Raw genomic sequence first — 24,804 nt, forward strand, 5'->3', positions numbered from 1 at the left:
CGATGAAGATGACAATCGGCGTTCGGGTTCTGGGCGGATCCCAAGTTGGCTGTGTTGCTGGCATCCTGATTGCTGCCGGATTCTATAGCATTTACTGGTCTCCACAAGAGCGATTCAACGACATTCAACTTTTCCAACTCATGCTCAACTCGGTGATGCCCGGTGCGCTCTTTGGGATTGTCCTTGGAATCTGGGTTGCATTTCAAAAAAAGACTCTGATCGCTTCGGTTGGCTCTTTCCTGTTTGGAGTTATCTCCATGTTCACTGCGGCACCGATTGGCCATGCGTTGACGACGGAGCCGACGAATACCGTGTTCCTACCCGTAATCGCTGTCCATATGATTGTTGGGGCAATTATTATCCCTCTGATCGTCCCGGAGTGGTGGAAAAAGAAGGCGACGTTAGCTAAGGATATAACGAATTGAGTTGAGTCTAACGCTTCGACTCAAGTAGAATCAGCAATCGAATGGAAGCAACTCCGAGCCTGCTCAACGCGGTTCACCTCGCCACAAAGAAACTCTCCAGCAGCGGCAATATTGACGCCCTGCTGCAGGACGTCTTGGCCATATGTGTCGAGGCGGTAGGCGCGGTAGGAGGCACCATCTACATTCATGACCCGAGCAACAAACGGCTCAAATTCCAACACGTGCTTCCCGCCGAGATTTTGCACAAGCTGCCAACAGCCGACATCCCTGACAACTATGGTGCCGCTGGCAAGGTCTTCCAATCACGCAAAACTGCAATCACAATTCTCGATCAGCGCCCAAGCTCGCAGCTGTCCTCCTTTGAGGAGGCTACCGGAGTCAAGATCGAGTCGCTTATCACCGTTCCTTTGACGATGGCTGACGAAGAACCCCTCGGTGTGGTTCAGCTTATCAACAAGCGCGAAGGCTCGTTCGACGATGTTGATGCTTCGGTTCTGGAAACAATCTCAGCCGTTTCATCGATGGCTGTTTTGAACCATCGCCTTACCGACGAAGCCACGCGAGCTTCCACTCTCTTAGGAATGGGCAAGGTTAGCCACGACATTGGCAACCTTGCGGCTAGCTTGTACGCCAACATCTCTTTCTCCGACCTTGCGATGGAGGGCCTCCGTGAGCACCTCGCCCACCAAACCGAAGCTGAAATGGCGATTATGTACGCCGAATCGCTTCAGTCGATGTTGCAAGAGCTCAAGGATTCCGTTGACCGAATTGTGGGCTACTCCCGACTGATCAGTGATTTGTCGGTGGGTCGACAGCTTCGTCCGAACAAGCATCTCGCAACGCTTGCGCAGACGATCCAGACGTCAGCGGCCTACCTGGAGAGCGAAGGCCGGAAAAACCACGTTGGCATTATCTACGACATTCAAGAAAATGCCCCCGCAACCAAGCACGATGAGCTTTACATCTTCCGCATCGTCCAAAACCTTGTCGGGAATGCGGTCAAAGCGGTGAAAGAAACCGTCCCTGACGATTGGGCAAACCAGGTCGGTGAAGATGAGGACACGCTTTTCGGCGAAGTTATCGTTTCGTATCGATTCATCGATAACATGCATCGTATCGAAGTTCGAGATACTGGCCCCGGGATGGCAAAGGACGTAGCCGAAACCATCCTTCGGGGCACTGCCAGAAGCCAATGGGCTAAGGGCAGCGGCTCCGGTTGGGGAACGAAGATCGTGCTTGAGCTCGCGGCAACACACAACGCCAAAGTAGAGATCGACAGTGAACCCGGCAGAGGCACATCCTTCATTATCTCTCTTCCCCACGATCCTGGTCCATAGAGGTTCCCCACACTACAGACGGCTCCGGGAAAGATAGGCCCGTGCCTAGCCAGTAATCCCCAGTGCTTATCCTTGAGTGCCATAATGAGGAACGCGCGGCTATTGTCTGCGCGTTAGTTTTTGTAGCCATGCCGGAGAAGCAAGCGAAAAAGATTCCTACCCGCGCCAAGAAAATCCTTGGTGGAATCGCCTATGGACTCTTTTGTGCGATCGCTCTTGCCGTCGGAACGGGCGCTGGATTCGTGGGTCAAAGCCAGACATTTCAGGATCTCGTCGTCGGCATGATCACCAACCGACAACCTGAGGACGTCTTCTCCCGCGACCATCTTACTGTTCTCGTTCTGGGCTGCGACGTTGATCTCTCCAAAGGCGGCAAGAAGGTCCTGCGTGAGAAGGCTCGAAGCGACATGATGCTCGTCGTCAAGTTCGACTTCAAGAACAACCGCGTTGGTGGCGTCTCCATCCCTCGCGACTTGGAAGTCGCTGTTTCTGGCTATCGTTCACAAAAAATCAACGCCTACCATGCCATTGGAGGACCGGAGCTAGCCAAGCAGGCTGCAGGTTTCGTTCTGGATGTTCCTATCGACCGGGTTGTAACCATCGACTACGAAGCGTTCAAAGAGATGGTCGACATGGTCGGTGGAGTTGAACTCTTCGTGGCAAAGCGAATGAAGTATTCCGATAAGGCCGGTGGTCTTTTTATCGATCTGGAGCCCGGACGCCAAAAGCTCGACGGCTACAAAGCGATGGGCTACGTAAGGTTCCGCCACTCGGACAGCGACTTCATGCGCATGCAGCGCCAGAAAGAATTCATGATCGCTTTCAAAACGGCTATCCAGTCGCACATGAGCCAGTTGCCCAAGATCATCGACAAGGGCGCGGAGGTGTTGGACGGAGACCTGACGACTCGCGAACTGAACGCGCTCGGTCTCTTCCTAAAAGGGCTTCCAAACGAAAACATTAAGATGGGCGCTGTCCCCGTCACCGATGGCAGTGGCACGAACCTGAATCTCGATCTCTCTAAGCTTCGTCTGGTTCTTGAAGAGAACTATATGATCCCAAAGACGACAACGGTTTCAGGCAACCTCACACCCGAACTTGAGGGGAACACCCCACTTTGAGCATTAACGAGACCGCCGACACAGCTTCAGAGGATAGTCCTCGGTCTGGCTACATGGGCCGTAAGGAGGTCAAGATCATTGGACTCGTCCTTGTCGCATTCCTTCTCCTTCTGTATCCAATCTATAACCTGATGGTTGGCGATGCCCAGCGTCATATCTGCCAGAACAACCTTGGGCAAATCATGAAGGCGATCAACATCTACGCGATCGACAACAATGACCGTTTTCCCATCATCTCGGCGATGGACTATGAGGGACATCCACAGATCGAGGTTGACAACTCGATCTACACGTGGATGTCGGCGATTAAGGACAACCTTGCCCCCAGAGCAAGCTTTCTATGCCCGACTGCCTCTGACGCCGAACTTGTCACAAACAACGCTACAGGCGGTCACTTCGTATCGGCATATGGCATGTATCTGCCTTATTCGGGAGCGGATATGAATCGTGTCAATAACCCTGGCAACACCGTCTTGATCACTGAGACTTCGAATCTTGGTGCAAACGGTGTCTATAACCCCGTCCCGCTTATTGCGTCCAATGGAAAGCCGAGTATCTTTGATGGTCATGTGATCGGCTGGGATAGCAGCGAGAAGATCCCCATCGGACCAGACCTCGTAGAGCAGCCTTCTCTTGACGCGAGATTTGTCACACGGCTCGCCTTCCCCAATACGAAGTCGGGCAACTTCCTCGACAATGCCGGACAACGGCACTCGAAAGGGATCAACGCACTTACCGTAAGCGGAACGCTGATCTACATCAATCCGCCGATGGCCCAATTGAATCGGACAGGCGCGAACGGACAGATCAGCGGTCTGTGGTCAATCGACTAAGAACCGTCGCCCCTCACTTTTGGGCGACGGCAGATCCGACCGCTTTCGCGTGGTTCTCTTGCAGGAATTCCAAGAACGGAGTCTTCTTGTCGGCGCCGCTCGGATAGCCCATCTGGGCGACCTTCTCCTCGGTTCCCGGCTTGAGGATGAGGTAGTTGGGCAGAGTCGGCTCTCCAGCTAGCCTATCCTGAAGGCCGCCAAGCTCCTCTTCTCTTCCTTTCTGATCCACATAGATGCGGACGAGTGTGTACTTCTCGAACTCTTTCTCCACATCGGCGAGCGGGAAGACGCGATCTTCCATATCTCGGCAGTTTGTACACGTCCATCCAGTGAAGTCGATTAGTATTGGCTTGCCGCTCGCCTTGGAATCGGCAACTGCCTTGGCAAAGTCATTTGTAATCCACTCCGGCCCCTCATGCTTGGCGCTGTAGCGGCCGTAGTCCGACGGGGGGAGGAGTCCAGTGACAACGCCTAGACTTGCCCCATTTAATGCCGCGATACACCAAATACCTAAGCCAACCGTGGCTACTCCAAAGATACGTCGGACAGAGCCAATCTTCGATGAAGTGTCCTTCGGTAGTAGCAACCATCCCCAAAGATAGAGCCCTGCAATCAGGAAGAGAGCTGCCCAGATCGAAAGGAAGACTGGACGGGTGAGGATTTGCCATTGGTAAACCAAGTCGATGTTTGAGATGAACTTGAGTGCTGCAGCGAGTTCCAGAAAGCCCATGAAAGCCTTCACGGTGACCATCCATGAACCGGACTTTGGCAACTTCTTTAAAAATTGCGGAAACACGGCTAGCATAAAGAAAGGAATCGAAAGAGCAAGGCTAAAGCCGATCATCCCTACCGCTGGATACAGCCGATCACCTGAAGCAGCCCCCGCCAGGAGAGCGCCCACAACCGGGACTGTACAAGTGAAACTTGTGATGGCAAAGGTGAGGCCCATAAGGAACGGTCCAAGGATTGCACCGCCTTTCGAGTTCATATTGCTGACCCTTGTAACGAGGCCGCTGGGAAGCACCAACTCGAAAACGCCAAAAAGGCTTATAGCAAGGACTATGAATAGGAGAGCCAAACCGGCGTTTACCCACGGATTCCTGGCCAACTCTTGTGTACCCGCCGGTCCCAAAGCAATCGTGACTGCTAGTCCAAGAACCGTAAAGGAGGCGATGATTCCTAAGCAGTAAATGAGCGCTGTCTTAACAGTAGCCGAGAAAGACCCCTCTGCATTCTTTGAAAAATAGCTGATCGTCACAGGGATCATGGGAAAAACGCAAGGCGTAAGCAGGGCGAGAAAACCCGTTGCCAACCCTAACGCAAAAATGCCAAGTAGCGTTTTCGGCGGCTCCTCAGTCCCAGCAGAGCCACCTCCTCCGCCCGGTGTTGAATCCAAACCCGTCTCGCCGACAACCGAAACATCGGCAAGACTTCCCTTCTCAGTTCCTTCTTGTGGCTCTTGATCGGGCAGAGTTGTGATAGCGGCAGTATGGTCGGCACGGGTGTCTCCCGCTTCGATATCCAAATCCGTCGTCAGTTCTAAATCTCGACGCGGTCGGTCGCAAGAGCTCGCGTCACAAACTTGAGATGTCACATAGACTTTGATCGTGTGGGCGCCACGAGTCCCCTCTTTCACCTTGATGGGAATAGCGAAGATCGCTTGCTCCTCATAGAAGCCGACATCGATGTTAAAGTTCTTATCGAACTTTATTCCTGGCTTGGGGGCAACGATCGGTCCGTTCATCTCGACCGGACTCTCCGGGTCAATCTTGAAGTCTGTACCTTGCGGTCCACCCTCTTGTCCGATCTGATAGGCGTGCCAACCCTCCTGCAAATCGATTGTAAGGATGATCTGCGCCGATTCGCCAGCACGAACGAAGTCACGGTCGAGCTTGATCGACCAAGTCGCGAAAGGCGAAGGGGGCGTCTGACTTACTCCAAAGGAGGCGATGAGGGTCAGAAGCAGGATGGAGAGGATTTTAAATCGGTTCATAACGGACGCAAACATTAAACCCTGCGAGCGGTACAAGGTTCCCTTATAAGGACGTGTAGACCTGCTCCATACGCTCGGCAAAATGGGCAATGGTAAATTCGTCCTGATGCCGTTTACGTGCCGCGGCGGACATCTCGTTCCATTCGTCTTTGCTCTTCGACTTTAGTCTGAAAGCCGCTTTAGCAAGTTCTTGAGCATCGCCTTTTTCAGACAAATAGCCCGTTATCCCTTCATCCACAAGCTCGGGCAAACCTCCGCTAATCGAACCCAGAATCGGCACTCCCACGGAGAGAGCTTCCAGGGCAGAGTAAGGAAACGCCTCTTCCCAAACGCTGGGAATGGCGACAGCGTCCATCGCCGACATCGCGTTCGCCACGTTATCAACAAAACCCCGGAACTGAACCTTCGATGGATGAGTTTCGGCCAACCTCTTAAGTTCGGGCTCTTGCGGGCCGGACCCAAAAATCTGAATGGAGACCTCTTCAGGCAGAAACTCGGCGCTGTTGATGAGCGTGTCGACTCCCTTCTCGGGCACGAGCCTGCCAAAGAACCCGATCGCGAACTTATCGTTCAGCCCCAACGACGATCTCGCAGCCTCTCGCTTTTGAGTTGGTACAAGCCCAGGCACCCCAGCCTTTGCCACAGTCATCCGTTCTGCAGGGATGCCAGATTCAGTAAGGATACGCTGAACAGCATCTGAGACTGGAACGATATGCTCGAACAGCCCCAAGTATCGCTTCACCTTTGTTGCAGACCAAGGCAGAACCACATGCCGGGTCATAAGCACTCGCTGTTGCTTTGCAATTCTTGCGGCTATGGCAGGCACAACGAAGTCAGGTGAGAAATGAACGTGAAAAACATCGAAGTTCTCTTTTCTCAGCAACCTGAGGTACTTAGGTAACAGCGAGAGCTGAAACTGCCGTTTGAGGGCGACGTTGTGATGCGTACCCACTGCTTTTTGATTGAGTGGGCTTCCTTTTGGGCATGTGACGTGAACCTCATGCCCCCGCTCGACAAGCCCTTCTGCAAGGTAGACCACGTAGCGCTCGATCCCGCCCCAGTCGAATAAAGAACTCCCGACCTGTAGGATCTTCACGTTTGCCTCAGAGCTTGGCTAAGAGCCAATCACGGTTGTTGTGGATCATGTCTGGGAACCAGTCATGACCAACCTCATATCGACGCAAAACCTTCTCGCCTGCCAAGGATTCATAGATCGACTCGACGACCGGAGGTCGACAAGACGGATCTTTTTCTCCGAGCGAGACATGTGTTGGGACACCACAAAACACAGCTTGGTTAAGCGTATCGAAGTAAGAAACGGTATGCAGCACTCGCTCTAAACCGAGTGGAATCGTATCAGCGTAGTCTGTGATTTCTTTGAGCGGATAGCGATAAACCTGCTTGCCGAGTGTGTCGTTCATCGCCCCGAAAAACGGCATGTCTGCGCACACGGCCTTGACGATTGAGCACCAAGCGCCTAGCCAAACCGCAAACCCCGCCCCTTGGCTCATGCCCATAGCAGCAATTCGGTCCTCGTCGACTTCAAACTGCGCCTGAAAAACGCGTGTCGCAATGTAGGCGTTCTGAAACATGGTGCGGAAGATGAATGTTTGCGGGTCTTCAATCCCCTCGGAAAAGTAGCCCCTCTCCATCCGGTAAGTCTCCTGATGAAAAGCGTCGTGGCCAAAGAAATTGAAGCTCATGCTGACAAACCCATCGCGGGTGCCAAACTCATTCGGGAGCAAAGATTCGCGGCCATAGGGCGGTATCCAGACAAAGCCAGGAGCCTTTCGAACACCCTCCGGTATCGCGATCCACCCGTGAAGCTGTGCCTCGTGCATGCCCAAAAAGTCGATTCGTTCGACGCGGAATCCAGGCAGGTCGAAATCGTTGGCCATGGACCGCCTGTAATCTAGGCGTGCTGCTTTAGCTTCACTAGCCGCCTCCAACCAGAATGATTCGATGTCCTCTGGGAGATAGGGCTTGTAGGGCGCGTAGTCGCTCATTGCGCGCCGACGGCGCGTTGCTGGGCTTCGATGTGCATCCCTGTGGTCATGAGCCAAGCCGTCGCGCGTTGAATCTCCTCAACCGGGCCCTCACATTCAATCAAAAGCCAACCGAAATCGGTATCGACATTTGCCTTCTTGATCGTGACTTTAACATTGAAGTCTCGGCTAAGCTGCCAAATCCAAGGCTTGCCGACCGCTTCCTTCCCTGCGGTGATGCTGATTTCGACTCTCTCCATGATATAAGCGCCTTCTGCATGTCGGCAAGTGTGAAAGACTGCCAACTATTCAGTTCATTTTACCGTGAACTAGAACAGATGGAACGGGCTGCCTGTCAAACTTACCTGCAGGGGAAAGTCCCCGCAAGGTGATTTAATGAATCGAAAGTTGAAAATCGGATTGTTGACCGGTCTAACGACCGCTGTTATCATGTCCTCTGGCTGTGGAGGAGCAACGAGTGGCTTCAGCCCGTTTTCCTTTGGAGGCTTGATGTTCTACAACTCAGGCAACCTCTTCACAATGCTGCAGAACGGCAGCAATGTGCGCCCCGGCCCAACGAATGTTTTCCTTGGGTCAATGACGTTTAATCGAAAAATTGTCACGAGTCGTACGATCAGTGGCGTTAGCCAGATAATCATCTGCAATGCTGACGGTTCGGCAGAGGTTCAACTGACGAACTCAACAGGGGGAAATCTCCGACCTTCGGTTGATCCTAACGGTACGAAGATAGCGTTCATATCTTCTCGCGATGGCAACAACGAAATCTATGTGATGAACATCGATGGCACAAACCAAACGCGACTGACCAACGACGCAGGTTCTGATTATTTTCCTAGCATCAGCGCTGACGGAACCAAGATCATTTTCAATTCAGATCGCGACGGAAACGAGGAGGTTTACTCGATCAACGTCAACGGAACCGGTCTGACGAGGCTGACGAACAATGCGGCGGATGACATCACCCCAGCATGGTCAGAGGACGGTACCGAAATTCTATTCTGTACCGATCGCGATGGCAACTTTGAAATCTATCGCGCTAATGCGAACGGTACGTCACCGACTCGCATTACAACTACCGCAGAGGACGAGGTGCATGCTTCCTACAGCATAGACGGATCGCGAATTTTCTACTATGATAGTACGAGCGAGGTTCGACGCATCAATCCTGACGGTTCGACAAGAGTGACGCTCTCGTCGGGTGGTGGAACAAAGACCGCCTGCTGGGTGTTCTGATTCCAAAACTCAAGTTTCTGATTCCGATCAACTAACGCCTGCGCCCTGAGACTCTTGCCAAGAGAGTCTTGGGGCGTTCTTTTTTCAATCTGCACACTGGCCGCATCACAGTGCGTGGTGCACGTGGGCCTGAGTCGAACACAACTTCCCCGTTTCGCCGTATAATCTGAGTAACTCAACTCATTCCCGAAGGGACAACTATGGCTGACCGAGTACTTGTTTTTGACACTACATTGCGTGATGGCGAGCAGAGCCCAGGAGTTCACCTGAATATGTCCGAGAAGCTGGAGATTGGGCACGCTCTCGTTGACCTTGGTGTGGACATTATCGAAGCAGGATTCCCTGTCAGTTCACCTGGCGACTTCGAAGCCTGCCAAACCCTTGCTCGCGAACTTCGCGGGGTCCAGATTTGTGGCCTCACTCGTGCTCGTGCGAACGATATTGACGTTGCAGGAGAAGCCATTAAACCCGCCGAGAATCCCCGGATTCACACAGGACTTGGTGTCAGCGACAACCATCTTGAGCACAAGTTGAGAATGACGCGTGAACAGGCGCTGGAGGTTGGGGTCAATGCCGTCAAGCACGCACGAAGATACACCGACAACATTGAGTACTTCATGGAGGATTCCGGTCGCGCCGACCCGGCTTACGTTTACCAAGTCGTGGAGGCGGTCATCGCGGCGGGTGCAACCACGATTAATGTTCCGGACACAACCGGATACACCTACCCCAACGAGTATTACCACCTCATCAAGGGGATCCGCGAGAACGTCCCCAATGCAGACAAGGCCATCTTTAGCTGTCACTGCCACAACGACCTTGGCATGGCAACAGCGAATACGCTTGCTGGAGTGATGGGCGGAGCACGCCAAGTCGAGGTGACCGTGAACGGCATCGGTGAGCGAGCGGGCAACACTTCACTCGAAGAGGTTGTGATGGCGCTCTATATCCGCAAGGACTATTTTAAGTGTGAGACTGCTGTCGAGACGAGCAAGCTACTCCCGATTTCGCGGATGGTCTCTCGCCTCACCGGAATGGTGGTTCAACGCAACAAAGCAGTTGTCGGAGCCAATGCCTACGCACACAGCTCGGGCATCCACCAGGATGGCGTTCTCAAAGAGCGCAGCACCTATGAGATTATCGATCCTCACTTGGTGGGAGCCGAAAAGTCGGAGATCATTTTGACGGCGCGTTCAGGTAGGCATGGGCTAAAGCACAGGCTTGCCGAGCTTGGGTTTAACTTCACCGATGAACGGTTTGAGGACATCTATGGCAAGTTCATCGCCGCTGCGGATGAGAAGGATGAGATCGGGGACGAAGATTTGCGCATGCTTGTGAGTTGAACTTTGGGCTCATACACTATCCCGCATAGTCGAGCTTGTACTTCAATCAGGATCTCTTCAGTGCCTCAGGGGCCAAAAGCTTCTATCCTTGGTTTGGCGCAACCTCCAGGTATGAGGCTACAACCTCAATCCAATAGAGACGTCATCCTCCTCCTTGACGGGGGAGGAAAGAGGTGGGGGTGGCGTGTATCGAACGCCAAAGTCCGGCATAGAACTTCTCGGCAACTCTTGCCCAGCACAAGCCAACACCTGCAGCAAGAGCAACTGCCACCCCCATCCCGACCTTCCCCCGTCAAGGGGGAAGGGGACGATGTTAGGTGTTGTTGACTGGGTCAGGTCCATCACGTCCTGTATGCAGGATTTGCCGAGCCTATCTACAGCTCATCCAACGAGTTCTTCAGTTCTGCGGTGGACTACCCTATGCCGCAGACCGGCAACATCGTTATTCTTCAGCCTGGGGAATCAAAGGTTCTACGGCGTCAGGTACAGCTAAATCCCGCGACTTCAATGGGCACACACATCCTGGTCTTTGGGCTGGATATCCCCGAATACTTGGGATACCACGATCCAGTGCCTAACCCTCCGAAAACGCATGTCAAGCCTGTGTATGCCCCAATAAGAGTATCGATTTTGAAGCTCCTCTGAACTACACAAGCAATATGGTCGTGTCCTACAGATCGCTTCGGCAAAGCCCATCATAATGCTCCTATGTGCTCCGTGATTTGGACACTCCAAAAGTCGAATGCAGAGCAACGGCGCAAGCGGCCATCGGAATCTGCAGAGCTGATTTTGCCCAAGCAGCAAGTCATCGACGCTTCTTGGGGCTTCAAGGAGAGCTTTGACGACAAGCCGAAACTCGTGATCAATGCACGGTCGGAGACGATCACTGAGAAGGAGATGTTTCGTCCGTACATCGGTTTTGGTCGGGCGGTTGTGCGAGTCTCCAAGTTTGGCGATTGGGAGCGCTATTCTCACAAGGAGAAGCTGCTTTGGGAGTTCACACCCACAAACGCCGAAGAATTTCAACTCGCATGTCTGTGGCGAATGCAGGATGGAAAACCCGAGTTTGTCATCCTTACGACGACTTCCAATGAACTTTACGAGCGCGTAGGTGACCGGATGCCGTGCGTGTTGACCGACCAAGATTCGGCGCTATGGCTTGGAGAGGACACGGAAAAGGCCCTTGATGCACTGCACACCTTCCCTGCTGAGGGAATGCGGGCTGTACACGAAGAGCCTTTGCAAGAATCTCTATTCGAGATTTAGGTCAGCGTGGGTTAATGACCGCTACCGTGGCCGCCACCCTTTCCATTTCCGCCGCCTTTGCCTTGACCTTTACCGCCCTTCGAGTTACTGCCGCCAGTAGCTTTCCCCTGACTCTTGCCTTGACCGAAGTTCGGCTTTGTTTGGGTCGAACTCTTCGCGCTGCTCGCTCTTACCGGTTTGTTCGAGTGTTTCTTCCAGTCCGTGAACTTCACGCCGTGCTTCTTGCTAACGGTATCCCAGTTGTGGGAATGCTTGTACTCTTCGTATATGCTGCGCGGGCTTTTGTTTTTCGCCTTACCGATGACGATAGCGCCACAAATGTCTTCTATCTGGGCACCCGATTTTCGCATGCGATCATAGTCGTCATGCTTGGTGCCGAATCGCTGGCGAAACACATCGCGCCACACTCTGTCTGAGTCAAAATAGCCTGCATTTCGCATCTTGTTAAAGTCGCCTGGATGGATGCGCAGTTCGTGGGCGATCTGCCCCCAGCCGAGACCTTGCTGTCGCAGCCGCCAAACCCTGTCTGGTGTCGTATTCATGCGTCGCGAGCCTGAGATAATGCTCGCAAGATCAAAGACTGAATACTTCGAGTCCGTGCGAACCTTGCTTATCTCGGTTGTGCTGAATCCATAGCGGTCTGCTAGAACGCCGGTCAGTATCTTCTCAAGAACCGTGTCGGAGTGAGCTTGTGCTGTCAACCCGAAAAGGACTCCTGCCAATGTTGCTGAAACGAAAAATGGTTTTCGCATGTGCGTTCTCCTTGGTCAATCTTTAGGATCAACCTCCTCAAATCCTTCGACTCCAAGAATGGGATCGCGGTTCAGATGGCCCACGGGTCCATCATTGTCAACAGCCAGCTTGCGTTCAATCACAGTAGTGATAACAATGAACTAACTGCCCGTTACTAACGGCATGATCGCACTAAGCCCCTTCGCTGAGAACTGAGGATAGGCGCTTCCGATCGCCCGGCAAAAGAGGAAGTCGATATCGCTCTCTTAGCTCCATTGCTTTTTCAAGCCATTTGGACGCCTCACCCGATCTCGCCCCAAGCAAAGCTAAGCCCTCGAGTGCATGAACCTGAACAGTGCGAATGCCGTATGTTTCACAGAACTGCACAAGGTCATTCAGCAACGCTCTTGGTTCCTCTTCCTTGCCTTCAGCGATCAAAATGTAGACTTCGGCTATGCTCATCTGTGAAGCTAAACGCGCATCAGAGTTTCCACCGGCTAGTGCTTTCGCTGATGCCAGCTTTTCACGTGCTTGCTCGGGCAGTTCTGCAAGCCCGAGATAGATCGCCTCGTGTACGTTCACGATAGGACTGGGGGGCAACTGAGAAAGCAATCTGAGGGCTCTATCGAAGTCACCGCTATAGCCATAGCAAAGCGCCTCGGCGTGTCGGAACCGGTCAACAGCTTCTTTTAGTTTGTGTGTCTCCGCAATCTCTATTGCTCCAGAAAGCAACTTGCAGGCTTTCTCGAAGCGTCCTCTAAAGATCAAGAATATGGCGGCAGAGTGCGCTGCGGCTGTCCAGTCTGACGCGTCCTTCTCTGGCTGCAGTTTGCCAAGCGCTACTTTGGCGGCTGACATCCCTTCTTCACTTCTGCCTGCCCACATCAGAACAATTGCAAACTGGGATCGCCCCCAGGGCAGCAGGGGATGATCGGCTGGCGCTTCGTGCAAGCTAAGTCGCAAAGCGTCTTCTACCAGCGGTAGAGGCATATTGGGGATCAATTCACGGCAGGTGTGCAGCATATCCAGTACACGTGTCGGATCCTTGACTATTGTCCACTCCAGTAGAGAAGCTGCACCACGGGCCGCCTCTCCCAAATCTCCCAGTGGAGCGAAGCTGGCAAGTTCGGATCGATAGGATTCAAAGGCGGGTTCTGGCATCTCTGGCAAAAGGGCGACGTTGCCTGCGTCCTTTCGGGAGTTGAGGCACTCTAAAGCATCACAAGAAAAATGTTCAAGTGCGAGTCGGCAGACGTCGCGGGTGGCATCAACGACATGAACTGGCTCGAAAGCCTCCTTTAAGTCCTTTATCGCTTGACGAAGGCTCTGTTGCTGATTCACTTTTGGCTTGTCAGGCCAAAGTTGCTGTCCGAGGGATTCGCGCGTTATCGCCAAGCCATCGTTTAGCGCGAGCAGAGCCATCAAGGCTCGCGCTTTGCGAGAGGGGATGACGATCTCTTCGCCCGACGGCGAAGCCACTCGAAATCCCCCCAGGAGTCGGATTTTCCATACTTCCGATGGCACACGAACAGTATGTGCCGACGCAACACTTTATGGGGCAAATTCTGGACTTCCGTCGTATGCGCCAGGGCGATTCATTAGGCGTTTTTGACCTGTTCCGTTGGCGTTCATCACGTAGATTTCGAAGTTACCGTCGCGGTTGGAGCTAAAGATAATCTTTGTCCCGTCGGAATTGTAGGCAGGGTCAAACTCATCGCCACTCGTCGTCGTGAGCCTGGTTTGTCCAGAACCATCACCATTCATCGAATAAATCTCGAAGTTTCCGTCCCTATTGCTGTCAAACACGATCTTTCCCGTGGGCGAAAAGGCAGGCTCGTACTCCTCTGCGTCGTTGAAGGTGAGCTGGGTAACGTTTGATCCGTCCGCATTCATGACAAAGATCTCCGAATCGTTATCGCGTTCACTGTCAAAAACGATCTTTGTGCCGTCCGCATTCCAAGCGGGGGAGTAATCGTCGGCGGCATTGTTGGTCAAGTTGACTGGGTTAGAGCCATCTGCGTTCATCACATAGATTTCGCTGTTCCCATCTCTGCGCGTGGCAAAGGCGATCTTGGTTCCATCCGGACTGAAAACAGGGTGGTAGTCGTCTGCGAGATTCTTAGAAACATTGAGAACGTTCGATCCATCAACGTTCATCATGTAGATCTCATCATTCCCACCCGTATAGCGCTTGAACACGATCTTGGTGCCATCGGGGCTGAAGTTGCCGAATGAATCCGTGTCTGTGTTGTCGGTGAGGGCGGTTACCCCGCTCCCATCAGAGTTGGCGATCATTATTTCAAAGTCACCATCTGCATTACTGTCGAACCCGATCAGCGTGAGTGTTCCCACGTTTCCGCCGCGTCCACTTCCTCCACATCCGGCGAGCAACAAGGCCATCAGGCAAACACCAATTAACGATTTGTTTTTCATACTGTCCTCCAGATATGGAGGTTACAAACCGTGCGTGAATTTGCGTGACTCCTACATCGCGTGCCTTTTGCGAAGCAGAGCTGCCAAGTAAAAAGCCTCGACTCAATCAATGAGTCGAGGCCAGTTTCAAGAGATTTTCAAAGGTTAGGCTGAACGAAGGAGATCCATCCCTACATATCCGGGCAATGTTCCATTGCCATAGATACGGACTTCGTCATACCCTCCAATCGGTCCACAGTCGTAACCGATCCAAACCCAGCCTGCCATATTTACCGGAGCGGCCACAGGCACTCCGACCGGTAACCCGAATCTATAGAACTGGAAGGTTGCAGTTGTTACAACGATGCCCGCGTTGGGCACTCGGAAAACACCGCCAAACCTCTTCCACACTTGTTGGAATCGAATCTGAACGTCTGTCCCGCGACCGAACATGTTGTTCGGCGCGTCGACCATCGGGAGCAACCCTGGGTTGTTGTTTACAACCAACAGGCCGCCCACATTAAGGCGATTGAACCCTCCGGCGCCAGCATAGCCCGCAAAGCCTACGTAAGACCCTGGAACCATCGCGTTGAAGTTCTCATTGATCGCACCAGCAAACGGGCCGATCGCGACTTGAGCTCGAACCGAAACAGCGAAAGCCGCCATTGCGACGAGCAATAGTATGCGTAGTTTCATATTTTCCCCAATTGGCGCCAACACAGTCAGCGCTCCAATCTTGATAACTCCACGACAATGCCAGGTGTTCGCAAAATTTATGTGTTCTGCAAGAAATGCCACGCCCAAGCCGTTGTTTACAGGCAGGTGCCTCCGACGTGCAACCAAAGGGATTCGACAAACACGTTCGACATTAAGAGGCCAGTTCTGTATAATAATGCCTAAACACTCGCCGACAAAAATCGGGTGCGTTCATCGTCTGAGTCATTAAGTTATTTATTTCTTGAAATTGAGACAATTGTTATCGTGCTTGCGAGGAAAGAAAGGCGTCAAATGAAAACTCTAAAATACTCGTAAATTCTGTATCATGCGATTGGGGAGAGAAAAGTGTCAAAGCTTGTCATAAAAAACATTTCTGAGATTGTTTTTACACCGAGGAAGCCTACCGTCATCCATTTGAGCTTGAAGCAATGGAGCGAGGCTCGCAAAGATTTCCGTAGCGGAAATCGTATTCCACGCAATGGAAGCGCTATTGCGCTCATTCCAGACAGCGAGGGTGGAGCCTACGTTCTGCCGTACTGTAGTGAAGCTGAACCAGAATCGGAATTTATCGTCAAGCCTAAGTATGACCCTGACGAAAGAGCGCTTTCTTACACATGTATGAGACATGGTGAAAGTCTCGTTGAGAAAAATGTTAAGATTGCCATCAGCAAACGGCGACGTAGACGGCAGTGCAACATAGCGATAACAACAGCTGGTTCCCCACGTTTTAAGTGTTTGAGCATTAGTTGTAAAGGAAGATGCCACATTGAGGCTAAAGAGTTTAAAGTTGCAAGTGGAAAATCCATCTATCTTATATATTGTGTATGCTCGAAGGGATGACATATTAATATTACTATAATTTTATTATATGTTTGTATTAGAGCAAATATTTAATCATCCCTAAGTTGACGATTGTCCTACCCTACGTTTCCCATCTTTGCCTGCAGCGTTCGGCAGAATTACACGCTGAACCCGTCTAGACAAGATAGTGGAGACGATGGCGCTTGGCTCTGGCGCGAGTACTAAAGAATCAGTACCAGCTGAGGACATTCTCTTTCCGTTCAATGCGTCATAGCTCTGTGAGATACATTGGCGTGCTATTGACTGCTTCGGTACTGTCGGGAATCTTGTTGGCAGCAGCATTGCCACCATGTGGTCTGACGCTCTTGGGCTGGGTCTGCTTGGTTCCCTTACTCATGGCGGTGCGTGGGCGTGGATTACTTTGGGGATTCTTAGGAGGGCTGCTCACTCTCTTCGTCACCTGTCTTGTTGCCCAATCAGGAGTTTTCTACGAGAGGCCACATTGGGACGGAGAAGCCTCATGGATTGCAACTTCATGCATGTTTTTTGGGTTCGCCATCTCCATTACAGCTGGCGCTTGGGGCGAGGATCGAAATGGCAAGAAACCACTTTGGTGGTTTGCCGCGCTTGCAGTATCCCTTGAGGCATGTTTGCTAGTACTTTTACCAGGACATCTTGCACTCACTCAACACGGAAGCCCCTTTGTCCTTATAGCTGCCGTCGGGGGCATTTGGATGATTTCGTTCTTCTTGTGGTGGGTGAATTTGTGGCTTACTGTTTCTGTTTGCGGAAAATCTAATGTTCCAGCATTTGTTGCTTCACTGCTCATTCTTGTCAGTGCTATTGATTGGAGAACCGAACCTTCATCGAATGGCATTCGCGTGGCCCTGATACAAACCGAGACATTAGACAGAGAACTGATTATTCCACTGCATGAAAAAGCCAGCAGTAAGGGTGCCGGACTTGTCATCTGGCCGGAATATAGTGGGGCAGCTATGTCTCCGATAGGCAGCGTTAGGGGTCTTAAGGAGATTTCATCGAACACAACGTCGGCATTTGTTACAACGTTTTCCGACGACACAGGACCTCTGCCCCACAATGTTGCGGTCCTCTTCACCAATGGTGAAGAGACGGGCCGCTACGCCAAGCGGAAACTCTTTGGGTCAGAAGCTGCGAATCATATCCCCGGCTCAAAACCATCAGCCGCGAGCTTGAGCACAAATCGAATCGGCCTCAACATCTGCTTCGACTCCTGCTTCCCTTGGGTGATGCGCGACACAGCGCAGATAGAAGGGGTCAACGTTATAGCCCTCCCGAACCTCGATCCAGAGTCTCCACACCACTTTCTCGCCGCTGTGCACTCTGCTTTCACGTCCATCCGAGCTGCTGAATTGGGGATGCCTATCGTTCGGGCGGACGTGCGCGCGCACTCCATGATCGTCAATGCTTGGGGCCAAATCATCACTGAATGCCCACCAGACGAAGCAGTTGTTGCGAGCGCGGTAGGACCTGCCCACCCTACGCCTGCTCGGTATCTTGGAGATTGGTTCCTCTACCTCTGTGTGCTAATCGTAATCGGCCACCCAGTCTTCAAACGAATGCAAAAACAACGCACTGCACAAACATACAGTTAGCGTTCGGCTTCATCATTCAGCAAGTTCGTCCAGTTCCGCAAAAGTCGCAAGGTCAGGCGAAATCCAACCCTTGCGCGCTTCCCAAGTCATTATCCTGTCCTTTGAGTAAAAAAGTCGGACGAGGTATCTCTCCCGACATGCTTCCGTCGCACCGTTGACGGCGTCGATCAAGGAGCTCGGTCTTGCTGCATGAATCCAGCGACGAACGTATGCCATCCAAAACCGTGTCAGTGTTTCGTGATAGCCTCGGTCAATCGTTTGGACCACGCCATGCGAATCGTTCAGGTTCATGATCCTTTCTCTGAAAGCCTCTAGAGCTTGTGCGGGTGGTAGATTGAAGCAAAAATAGGCAGCAGAGGAGACATGGGCAGAGTGTGTCCACTGTTCATGACTCAGCTCACATTCTTCAAACCTACGGATCAACTCGTGTATCTCGTCCTCGCTTTTGAAGAGAGCGATCGGACGAAGTGAACCCGGAATCTCAACGACCTTACCCAGCTCTTCAACTCTCCGAAGCGAGAATCCATCACGCTCAATCGACTCATAGTCATGTCCACAATCAGCGAGCCACGTGACGAGGAAAATCAAGGGAACATCGCCGATATTAGCGACTCGATGAGCGAGAGCGCCGTCTATGTTTTGGATCGCTCCTGGCACCATAGGCTCTATACGGGTGTTCGCACCCCGATCCATCAGGAAGAGACAGCCCTCTCCCTGTAAAGTCAGGCAAAACTCTCCTCGTTGCGGTTTTTGATGAAAGTGCCCGCGAGTCATGAAGTATTCACTTCCAACCTTGCCTGGCATTAATACGGTTGTGGCGTATAGCATCTGGTCCGAGTTATCGTCAGTCGTTGTTCCGTAAGTTCGATAGACAACGGTTTGCGGGTTCATCGCAAGTCGAGCTGCCTCGTCGGCAAATGCCCCCTGCATCTGCCCAACAGTCCTTTCGCCAAGAACTATTCCCTCACCGGAAATCGTGCCGGTGAGCATGTCAAGACTCGCAATTGACGCCATCTCCATCGGGCATATTCTAACCCTGCAAATAGCGGTACATTCGGGACATGCCTACGCCGATCTACGTTGTCGATGCTTTCACCAAAGAGCCGTTCAGCGGCAACCCTGCCGGTATTTGCATCCTTGAAAATCCCGCGAAGGATAACTGGATGCAGCTCGTTGCAGCAGAGATGAAGCATGCAGAAACCGCTTTTCTCTATCGCGATGGCGAAGTTTGGAATCTACGCTGGTTCACCCCAGAAGTTGAGGTTGATCTTTGCGGACACGCAACCCTTGCTTCGGCGCACATCCTCTATGAGACAGGTAGGGCAACGCATGACGAAGTTCTGGGCTTCTCAACAAAATCTGGACTCTTAACCGCAGAACGCATGCACGGTGATCAGATTATGTTGGACTTCCCTACCGAGGAGCCCATTCAGTCAGCATCCGAGCTGCACGAACAGATGCAACTTGCTTTGCAAACCTCCGGAATCAAGGAGATACGTAAGAATCGAATGGACTGGTTTGTGGTGTTTGAAACCGCCAGCCAAGTCCGGGCGCTTCAGCCAGACTTTGCTAAAGTTCGAGACCTCGGCATGCGGGCTGTGATTGCCACGGCCCAGTCGGACGATTCGACCTATGACTTCATCTCCAGGCTCTTTGCTCCGCAATCAGGTATTGAAGAAGATCCCGTAACGGGCTCTGCGCATTGTGCCCTTGCGCCCTATTGGGGCGCGATCTTGAACAAGACTGATATGACCGGTTTTCAGGCATCCTCTCGTGGAGGCTATGTGAGCGTGGAGTGGCGAGGAGACCGCACGTCTTTGATAGGCGACGCGGTCACAATTCTCTCTGGTGAGTTTCATGGCAGCAGGTGACATCACTTTTCGAAGCGTTCCTCCAAATGATGCCTTTGGGATCGCGGCGGCTCATGCTCTCTTTCTCGAGTACCAGAAGGAGGTCGGCTTTGATGTGTGCTTTCAGGGGTTTGCTGAAGAACTGGCCTCTCTTCCCGGCCTGTACAGCCCTCCCAAGGGGCTCCTCGTTGTAGCCTTCTTCGGATGCGAAGAGATGGGATGCGGTGCATTGCGTGACCTGGGCGACGGGATTGCTGAACTGAAGCGGGTTTACGTTAACCCAAAAAATCGCCGAAACAGGTTAGGGAGGGATATCTCTAGCTTCCTGATTCGCAAAGCTAGAGAACTCGGCTATAGTGCAGTTAGGCTCGAAACACTCCCTCAGATGTCGAGTGCCGTGAAACTCTACGATAGCCTTGGGTTCGTAAGAATCTCATCCTATTACGAACAGCCAATCGCTAATGCGATCTATATGGAAAAACTCCTTTCCTAGTGGCGCAAATCAAGCTGATAGATTCGTCTTTAGGCTATACGCATTGTCAACTGCCCGCCTGCCCGCCCAACATAGCAGATCGTCAGCCCCTTTCCTCGCTCGGCCTTGAATATGATGATCATGTTGCCCTTGCGCATGAAAAAGAAGCTCTCATTGCCTTTCATCGGAATATCAACCCTTCCAAAAGGCTGCCGATTAAAGTTCTGACCTATCGTCACCAAGAGCTCCTGCAGTCGACCAGGTTCTAGCTTCTCCTTTATCCTATCGATTGCGCCTCTCATCTCTGCTTCAATCCACCAATAGTAGATGGTCGCCGCGAGTCCAACCAGCGCTTGTGCCGCTCCAGCCGCGGTGGTCTGTCCACTGGAACTGTTCATCATCCACTGATGGAGGGCCTCAGCAAAACCTTCGGCGATAGACCCGGAAATATCGATTCCTGCCCCAAGGCTGTCCTTCAAATCTTCGATCAGCTTCTCACCATCACCTGATATAAGGCCCTTGCCCATCATGTCCTTTAGCCAATCGTCAAACGCCTTCGCTCGCTCCTCAGCCTCCTTAGCTTGGCGTTCGGCCTGTGCCTTTTGCGCCTCAGCAGCAGCTTGACGAGCCTTTCGCTCGGTCTCGGCTTGCTGTCGCGCACGGTCTGCAGCAAGCTTTCGAGCTGTCTCTTCAGCCTGTCGCTGTTGTTCAGCGAGTTGATCGGCAGTGCCCTGGGCTGCTTCAGCCGCATCCTTTGCAGCCTTTGCGTTCTGTCGGTGTTGCTCGGCTGCTTTCTTCAACTCCTCTTCAAGCTGCATCTTCGCGTTGGCGAGATCTCTAATCTGGTTGGCGTATAGCTGCAGGTCCTTTGAGGTCTTCGGGCAATGCTGAGTCAGAGCTTGGAAGAACCGCTCAAGTCTGCTTCTCAAGTTGGCACGGCCCTCGATGTACGACCGGATTCGCTCCAGAATCTCACGGAACTTGTGACAGAGCACATCAATCTCCGACTCTTTGACTTCAGCAGCTTGGGCATTTGCCGCAGCGACCTGAGCCTTCTTAGCCGCTTCCTCCATCTCTGCGCAATGCTCCTTGCATGCCTTGACCTTAGCCTCAAGGTCTTCGATCTCCTTTTTCTTGTCCGCTAGCTTTTTGGCAAGATCGCGCTTTTTCCTGCGGGCATCATTGATCTTTTGGCTCTGCGGCGAGCCGAAGTTGTTGATCTGATTTGGCCCATCGTGGACAAATCCCCACCGGATGATGCCCACCCCAGCATCAAAAGTCGCCCGGCCCGTCCAACCGTCCGCCAGGAAGGTGGCCTGAACATCGGCAGCAAGGTCCGTCATCTGCTTCTCGATGTCCTTTTGGTCTTGCTTGGCTTTGTCGAGAGCCTTTTGAAGGGCGTCGCAATCCTCCTTACACTTCTTTGCCGCAGCCTCAACCTCATTTGCCTGCTTTTTAAGGTCGTCCTTATTCGCAGCGCCACCCGGGCTTGCCTTAATCTTTTCAAGCTCTTTAATGAGTTTGTCCATCTCGAAGAAGCCAGTGCCCATCAGTCTGTCAAGCTCGGCATCAAGCGCTTCCAGATTGCTCGCCTGCTTCAGGGCTTCACGGGCCTTGCTACGCTCCTCGGCTTCCCTTAGCCACTGTTCTGTCGCCTTTCTATTCCACTCGTCGATTGCCGATTCGTACTGGACAACCTGATTAAACGTGGCCATGATCATCGAGCTTGTTGTCGTCATCGTGTTGCGGGCAGCCCTCGTGTACTCGCGTTGGACATCGCCATTCCCGAAGGAAACAGGTGGATCGTCGCTGCCAATGGTAACGGCAATGCCATCCGTTGCGGAGTTTTGTTCGCCTGTGATGGCAGCGGCGAGTACGAACCCCGGGCCCTCGGGCAATTGAGACGCATTGAGTTGAGCGCTGAAGCCGTCACTCATGTCGAAATCGGTTCCTAGATCGCGCATGAAGCCGCGCAAACTTACATAGACAAAGCGCACTAGTACAGGCACCTTCCCTTGTGGGAAGCAAGTAGCCGAGAAGGTTGCAGACTCATTTGCTTTGATCTTGCTTGGGCCGGTCACCTTCACGACGATTGGGTCGGGCTCGTCATCGGGGTCGGACACAGAACTCTTCATCGCAGTCTGTAATGAAAGTTCATATCTTCCCGCCCCTATAGCCGTGACCGGAACTTCGATTCGGAATGCCCCGTTGGCGTCAAGTTTCGACTTGTTCACTTCGATAACTTGCGTGTTGCCACCCTTGAGGCTCACGATGCTGGGACTATTGTTGGTCAGCACCATCGGGATCGTTTCTGATTGGATGTCGCTTAGACCAAGCAAGCCGATGTTTGCCTGAGTCGATTCTCCAACCTTGATGAGCGGGTCCTCGATCGAAAACAGGGGTGTCACGACTCGTGTTTCGCATTGAACGGCAGCTTGTGATCCCTCCTGAATGTTGAATTTGAACTTCCCTGTCATCAAGCCGGGGGGCAGTACATAGCAACTTCTTGGAGATTCCGCCACGACCGTCATCGGCCCCAGTACGGTCGATGCCTTGGTTGATTTTACGTCACCATCAAAGGGTCCGCTGACGGCGATTGCCGTGCCTCGGGGAACCATCGCGCTTGAACTGTAGTTTGAGGGCGCAGGGCATACGATGGCGCCATCAAGCCGGGCGAGAATACTTCCCGTTACTACTGGCTTGTTGTCGGTTGTTCGAATGGCCCAGCCGATGGTGAATCCGGACCCCATTCTTGTCGGCTCTCCCAACCCCGCTGAGTTCGTGATGATGTACTTTGTTGACGGCTTAAGCGTGCTGCCATCAGCTTCCAATACGACGCCACTGATCCTGTCGCCAGCTTGCGTATCGCCCGGCAAGAAGGCTCGGAGGTCAACACCATCGATGGTAGTTGAAATGACTTTGCACCCGCCGCGATCCTCAACAACGACACCCTGAAAAGTGTCCTGTCGCAGCAACGTCGCGCCCAGCAATAGTGTTGTTAGCATGATCAAGAAATCCTCCGATCTCTAACCATTCTAAGCAATTTCGCTGAGGATGTCGAATCTGGCCTGCTGAAGCTGACCATTCATTCGGAACATTCTCAAAGCACAAAAAGAACAGGTTGTAGACGTAAAGTCTGCAACCTGTCCTCAAAAAGCAGCTATCGTTTCAAACTAACGATAGCGCCTTCACAGCTGAGAGCTACTTATAAAAGTCGAATCCTTCGAGGCGCTTCTTAAACGACTGCAAGAATCGTCCGGCAAGGAGACCATCGATGATCCGGTGATCGTATGTGAGGACGAAATACATCATCGAGCGCATAGCGATCATGTCGTCCACAATCACGGGCAATTTTTGGATTGCATAAGCGCCACCAATCGCGGCTTGGGGAGCATTGATCATCGGCGTACCGAACAAGGCACCGTAGCTGCCGGGATTAGTTAAAGTAAACGTGCCGCCTTGCACATCCGTAACCTGCAGTGTATTGTTGCGAGCCTTCTTGGCAATAGCTTCCAGGTCACGCGCTATCTCCACTAGGGACTTCTTGTGACAATCGCGAATGACCGGGACAATCAAGCCCTCATCGCCCTTCTCACCCAATGAGACGGCGCATCCCATGTGAACACCGTTTGTGTAAACCACGTTGCCCTCTTGCAGGCTTGCATTCACCATTCGGAACTCCAGCAAGGCTTCCGTAAGCGCCTTGATAAAGAACGGCGTATAGGTCAACTTGACTCCGTTTGCCGACTGGAAAGCGTCCTTGTTCGATTCTCGGAACTTGACAAGATTGGTGACATCGATCTGGATGACCGTGCTGACTGTTGGTACTTGGCTGCTGCGCACCATAGCTTCAGCAATCATCTTGCGCATACCAACCAAAGGCACGACTTCTTGATCCGGACCTGCTGCGATTGGCGCGGGCTTTGCCGAAAGGTTGGGCATAGCCGTGCCGCCTTGACGACCACCAGAGATATAGGCTTCAAGGTCTTTCTTGGTTACCCGATTGCCGCTTCCCGAACCTTGAATTGTCGACAATTCGGCATCTGAGATTCCTCGCTCTTTAGCTATCGCTCGCACGACAGGCGTGTACCAGACACGACCGTTCGGTCCAACAGCAGGAGCAGCGGGTTCCGGAGTACTTGGGGTTTCATTAACCTGGGGTTTTGGCTCAGGCTTGGCCTCTGCCTTCTTGGTTTCAGGCGCCTTGGTCTCAGTTGAAGCTGACGCACCTGTGCCATCGTCGATCGTTCCCATCGCTTCGAAAACCTTGACGGTTGCCCCTTCGGGGATGATGATCTTTGAGAGAACACCGGTTGCAGGCGCGGGAAGCTCAGTGTTGACCTTGTCGGTCATGATCTCTACGATCGGTTCGTCTTCCTTGACAGCGTCGCCTTCTTTCTTCAACCAGCGACTCACGGTGCCTTCATGAACGGATTCGCCCAACTCAGGCATGAGAATCTCGACGGCCATGCCCTATTTTAGCCTTGCCGAAGTCCGGGTTGCTTGGGTCTGAGAATTTTTGGGAGCGTCGGCTATTGGCTATCCCGTTTTTGACAAGTGGAGGGCGGGTGGTTTTCAGGTTGCCGTCAGGCAGTGAGCCACTTGCAAACTACCTGTCAACTACCAGCC

General features: G+C 52.6%; 22 protein-coding genes. 11 read left to right on the forward strand and 11 right to left on the reverse strand.

The window, feature by feature from the left end:
- Positions 1–2 precede the first annotated feature (2 nt).
- The 4 genes from KF784_09255 to KF784_09270 all read left to right on the forward strand — a co-directional run bounded on the left by KF784_09255 (position 3) and on the right by KF784_09270 (position 3,716).
- Positions 3–425 carry a hypothetical protein gene (locus KF784_09255; protein ID MBX3119240.1) on the forward strand — a complete coding sequence of 141 codons (423 nt, stop codon included), beginning with the start codon at positions 3–5 and terminating at the stop codon, positions 423–425.
- Positions 426–466: 41 nt separating this feature from the next.
- Positions 467–1,762, forward strand: coding sequence for a GAF domain-containing protein (locus tag KF784_09260; protein ID MBX3119241.1), 1,296 nt, complete (start codon positions 467–469; stop codon positions 1,760–1,762).
- Positions 1,763–1,890: 128 nt separating this feature from the next.
- Positions 1,891–2,883, forward strand: a complete 993-nt coding sequence (locus tag KF784_09265; GenBank protein ID MBX3119242.1) for an LCP family protein — start codon at positions 1,891–1,893, stop codon at positions 2,881–2,883.
- Entirely contained in the window at positions 2,880–3,716 is an 837-nt protein-coding gene (locus KF784_09270) for a hypothetical protein (protein MBX3119243.1), read from the forward strand. The genes KF784_09265 and KF784_09270 overlap by 4 nt, the downstream gene beginning before the upstream one ends.
- Before the next feature lie 13 nt (positions 3,717–3,729).
- On the opposite strand, the gene KF784_09275 is transcribed toward KF784_09270, so the two are convergent.
- Genes KF784_09275 through KF784_09290 form a run of 4 tightly spaced genes read right to left on the reverse strand, consistent with a single transcriptional unit; the run spans position 3,730 to position 7,954 of the window.
- Positions 3,730–5,709 (reverse strand): thioredoxin family protein, encoded by a 1,980-nt coding sequence (locus KF784_09275; protein MBX3119244.1) that lies wholly within the window; start codon positions 5,707–5,709, stop codon positions 3,730–3,732.
- 43 nt (positions 5,710–5,752) lie between these two features.
- The gene (locus KF784_09280; protein MBX3119245.1) at positions 5,753–6,805 is read right to left on the reverse strand and encodes a glycosyltransferase family 4 protein; all 1,053 of its coding nucleotides are present in this window, start codon (positions 6,803–6,805) and stop codon (positions 5,753–5,755) included.
- 7 nt (positions 6,806–6,812) lie between these two features.
- Positions 6,813–7,715 carry an acetylxylan esterase gene (locus tag KF784_09285; protein ID MBX3119246.1) on the reverse strand — a complete coding sequence of 301 codons (903 nt, stop codon included), beginning with the start codon at positions 7,713–7,715 and terminating at the stop codon, positions 6,813–6,815.
- Complete coding sequence (locus tag KF784_09290) at positions 7,712–7,954, reverse strand: NIL domain-containing protein (GenBank protein MBX3119247.1); 243 nt, start codon at positions 7,952–7,954, stop codon at positions 7,712–7,714. Before KF784_09290 ends, KF784_09285 begins: the two co-directional genes overlap by 4 nt.
- 136 nt (positions 7,955–8,090) lie before the next feature.
- On the opposite strand from KF784_09290, the gene KF784_09295 reads away from it, so the two are divergent.
- From KF784_09295 to KF784_09305, 3 genes are all read left to right on the forward strand, one after another.
- On the forward strand, positions 8,091–8,948 hold the full coding sequence (locus tag KF784_09295; protein MBX3119248.1) for a PD40 domain-containing protein: 858 nt from the start codon (positions 8,091–8,093) through the stop codon (positions 8,946–8,948).
- Between the two features lie 200 nt (positions 8,949–9,148).
- On the forward strand, positions 9,149–10,291 hold the full coding sequence (locus KF784_09300) for a 2-isopropylmalate synthase (protein ID MBX3119249.1): 1,143 nt from the start codon (positions 9,149–9,151) through the stop codon (positions 10,289–10,291).
- A 708-nt stretch (positions 10,292–10,999) separates the two neighbouring features.
- Positions 11,000–11,557, forward strand: coding sequence for an SOS response-associated peptidase family protein (locus KF784_09305; GenBank protein MBX3119250.1), 558 nt, complete (start codon positions 11,000–11,002; stop codon positions 11,555–11,557).
- A gap of 11 nt (positions 11,558–11,568) precedes the next feature.
- Here KF784_09305 and KF784_09310 read toward each other — a convergent pair whose 3' ends face one another.
- The 4 genes from KF784_09310 to KF784_09325 form a co-directional block, all read right to left on the reverse strand.
- A complete protein-coding gene (locus KF784_09310) occupies positions 11,569–12,309 on the reverse strand; it encodes a hypothetical protein (GenBank protein ID MBX3119251.1) in 741 nt (246 codons plus the stop codon).
- Between the two features lie 172 nt (positions 12,310–12,481).
- Entirely contained in the window at positions 12,482–13,813 is a 1,332-nt protein-coding gene (locus tag KF784_09315; GenBank protein ID MBX3119252.1) for a hypothetical protein, read from the reverse strand.
- 27 nt (positions 13,814–13,840) lie between these two features.
- Positions 13,841–14,722, reverse strand: coding sequence for a PD40 domain-containing protein (locus KF784_09320; GenBank protein ID MBX3119253.1), 882 nt, complete (start codon positions 14,720–14,722; stop codon positions 13,841–13,843).
- A 144-nt stretch (positions 14,723–14,866) separates the two neighbouring features.
- Positions 14,867–15,397 (reverse strand): hypothetical protein, encoded by a 531-nt coding sequence (locus KF784_09325; GenBank protein MBX3119254.1) that lies wholly within the window; start codon positions 15,395–15,397, stop codon positions 14,867–14,869.
- A gap of 366 nt (positions 15,398–15,763) precedes the next feature.
- On the opposite strand from KF784_09325, the gene KF784_09330 reads away from it, so the two are divergent.
- Together KF784_09330 and KF784_09335 are read left to right on the forward strand one after the other, a co-directional pair.
- The gene (locus tag KF784_09330; GenBank protein ID MBX3119255.1) at positions 15,764–16,258 is read left to right on the forward strand and encodes a hypothetical protein; all 495 of its coding nucleotides are present in this window, start codon (positions 15,764–15,766) and stop codon (positions 16,256–16,258) included.
- 290 nt (positions 16,259–16,548) lie between these two features.
- Positions 16,549–17,853, forward strand: a complete 1,305-nt coding sequence (locus tag KF784_09335; protein ID MBX3119256.1) for a carbon-nitrogen hydrolase family protein — start codon at positions 16,549–16,551, stop codon at positions 17,851–17,853.
- A gap of 12 nt (positions 17,854–17,865) precedes the next feature.
- On the opposite strand, the gene KF784_09340 is transcribed toward KF784_09335, so the two are convergent.
- Positions 17,866–18,873, reverse strand: a complete 1,008-nt coding sequence (locus tag KF784_09340; GenBank protein ID MBX3119257.1) for a hypothetical protein — start codon at positions 18,871–18,873, stop codon at positions 17,866–17,868.
- A 41-nt stretch (positions 18,874–18,914) separates the two neighbouring features.
- Between KF784_09340 and KF784_09345 the strand changes: the two genes are divergently transcribed.
- Both KF784_09345 and KF784_09350 read left to right on the forward strand, forming a co-directional pair.
- The gene (locus KF784_09345; protein ID MBX3119258.1) at positions 18,915–19,724 is read left to right on the forward strand and encodes a PhzF family phenazine biosynthesis protein; all 810 of its coding nucleotides are present in this window, start codon (positions 18,915–18,917) and stop codon (positions 19,722–19,724) included.
- Complete coding sequence (locus KF784_09350; GenBank protein MBX3119259.1) at positions 19,711–20,196, forward strand: GNAT family N-acetyltransferase; 486 nt, start codon at positions 19,711–19,713, stop codon at positions 20,194–20,196. The genes KF784_09345 and KF784_09350 overlap by 14 nt, the downstream gene beginning before the upstream one ends.
- Positions 20,197–20,225: 29 nt before the next feature.
- Here KF784_09350 and KF784_09355 read toward each other — a convergent pair whose 3' ends face one another.
- On the reverse strand, positions 20,226–23,180 hold the full coding sequence (locus KF784_09355) for a hypothetical protein (protein ID MBX3119260.1): 2,955 nt from the start codon (positions 23,178–23,180) through the stop codon (positions 20,226–20,228).
- Positions 23,181–23,376: 196 nt separating this feature from the next.
- On the reverse strand, positions 23,377–24,645 hold the full coding sequence (locus tag KF784_09360) for a 2-oxo acid dehydrogenase subunit E2 (protein ID MBX3119261.1): 1,269 nt from the start codon (positions 24,643–24,645) through the stop codon (positions 23,377–23,379).
- Positions 24,646–24,804: the final 159 nt, after the last annotated feature.

The sequence above is a fragment of the Fimbriimonadaceae bacterium genome (genome assembly GCA_019638775.1).
Classification (GTDB): Bacteria; Armatimonadota; Fimbriimonadia; order Fimbriimonadales; family Fimbriimonadaceae; genus JAHBTD01.

Bases quoted from the DNA above. Each gene is read 5' to 3' on its own strand.
- KF784_09305 (MBX3119250.1), top strand. From the start codon at position 11,000: ATGTGCTCCGTGATTTGGACACTCCAAAAGTCGAATGCAGAGCAACGG.
- KF784_09320 (MBX3119253.1), bottom strand. From the start codon at position 14,722: ATGAAAAACAAATCGTTAATTGGTGTTTGCCTGATGGCCTTGTTGCTC.
- KF784_09275 (MBX3119244.1), bottom strand. From the start codon at position 5,709: ATGAACCGATTTAAAATCCTCTCCATCCTGCTTCTGACCCTCATCGCC.
- KF784_09345 (MBX3119258.1), top strand. From the start codon at position 18,915: ATGCCTACGCCGATCTACGTTGTCGATGCTTTCACCAAAGAGCCGTTC.
- KF784_09325 (MBX3119254.1), bottom strand. From the start codon at position 15,397: ATGAAACTACGCATACTATTGCTCGTCGCAATGGCGGCTTTCGCTGTT.
- KF784_09350 (MBX3119259.1), top strand. From the start codon at position 19,711: ATGGCAGCAGGTGACATCACTTTTCGAAGCGTTCCTCCAAATGATGCC.
- KF784_09340 (MBX3119257.1), bottom strand. From the start codon at position 18,873: ATGGAGATGGCGTCAATTGCGAGTCTTGACATGCTCACCGGCACGATT.
- KF784_09355 (MBX3119260.1), bottom strand. From the start codon at position 23,180: ATGCTAACAACACTATTGCTGGGCGCGACGTTGCTGCGACAGGACACT.
- KF784_09285 (MBX3119246.1), bottom strand. From the start codon at position 7,715: ATGAGCGACTACGCGCCCTACAAGCCCTATCTCCCAGAGGACATCGAA.
- KF784_09300 (MBX3119249.1), top strand. From the start codon at position 9,149: ATGGCTGACCGAGTACTTGTTTTTGACACTACATTGCGTGATGGCGAG.
- KF784_09310 (MBX3119251.1), bottom strand. From the start codon at position 12,309: ATGCGAAAACCATTTTTCGTTTCAGCAACATTGGCAGGAGTCCTTTTC.
- KF784_09360 (MBX3119261.1), bottom strand. From the start codon at position 24,645: ATGGCCGTCGAGATTCTCATGCCTGAGTTGGGCGAATCCGTTCATGAA.
- KF784_09295 (MBX3119248.1), top strand. From the start codon at position 8,091: ATGAATCGAAAGTTGAAAATCGGATTGTTGACCGGTCTAACGACCGCT.
- KF784_09260 (MBX3119241.1), top strand. From the start codon at position 467: ATGGAAGCAACTCCGAGCCTGCTCAACGCGGTTCACCTCGCCACAAAG.
- KF784_09255 (MBX3119240.1), top strand. From the start codon at position 3: ATGAAGATGACAATCGGCGTTCGGGTTCTGGGCGGATCCCAAGTTGGC.
- KF784_09265 (MBX3119242.1), top strand. From the start codon at position 1,891: ATGCCGGAGAAGCAAGCGAAAAAGATTCCTACCCGCGCCAAGAAAATC.
- KF784_09290 (MBX3119247.1), bottom strand. From the start codon at position 7,954: ATGGAGAGAGTCGAAATCAGCATCACCGCAGGGAAGGAAGCGGTCGGC.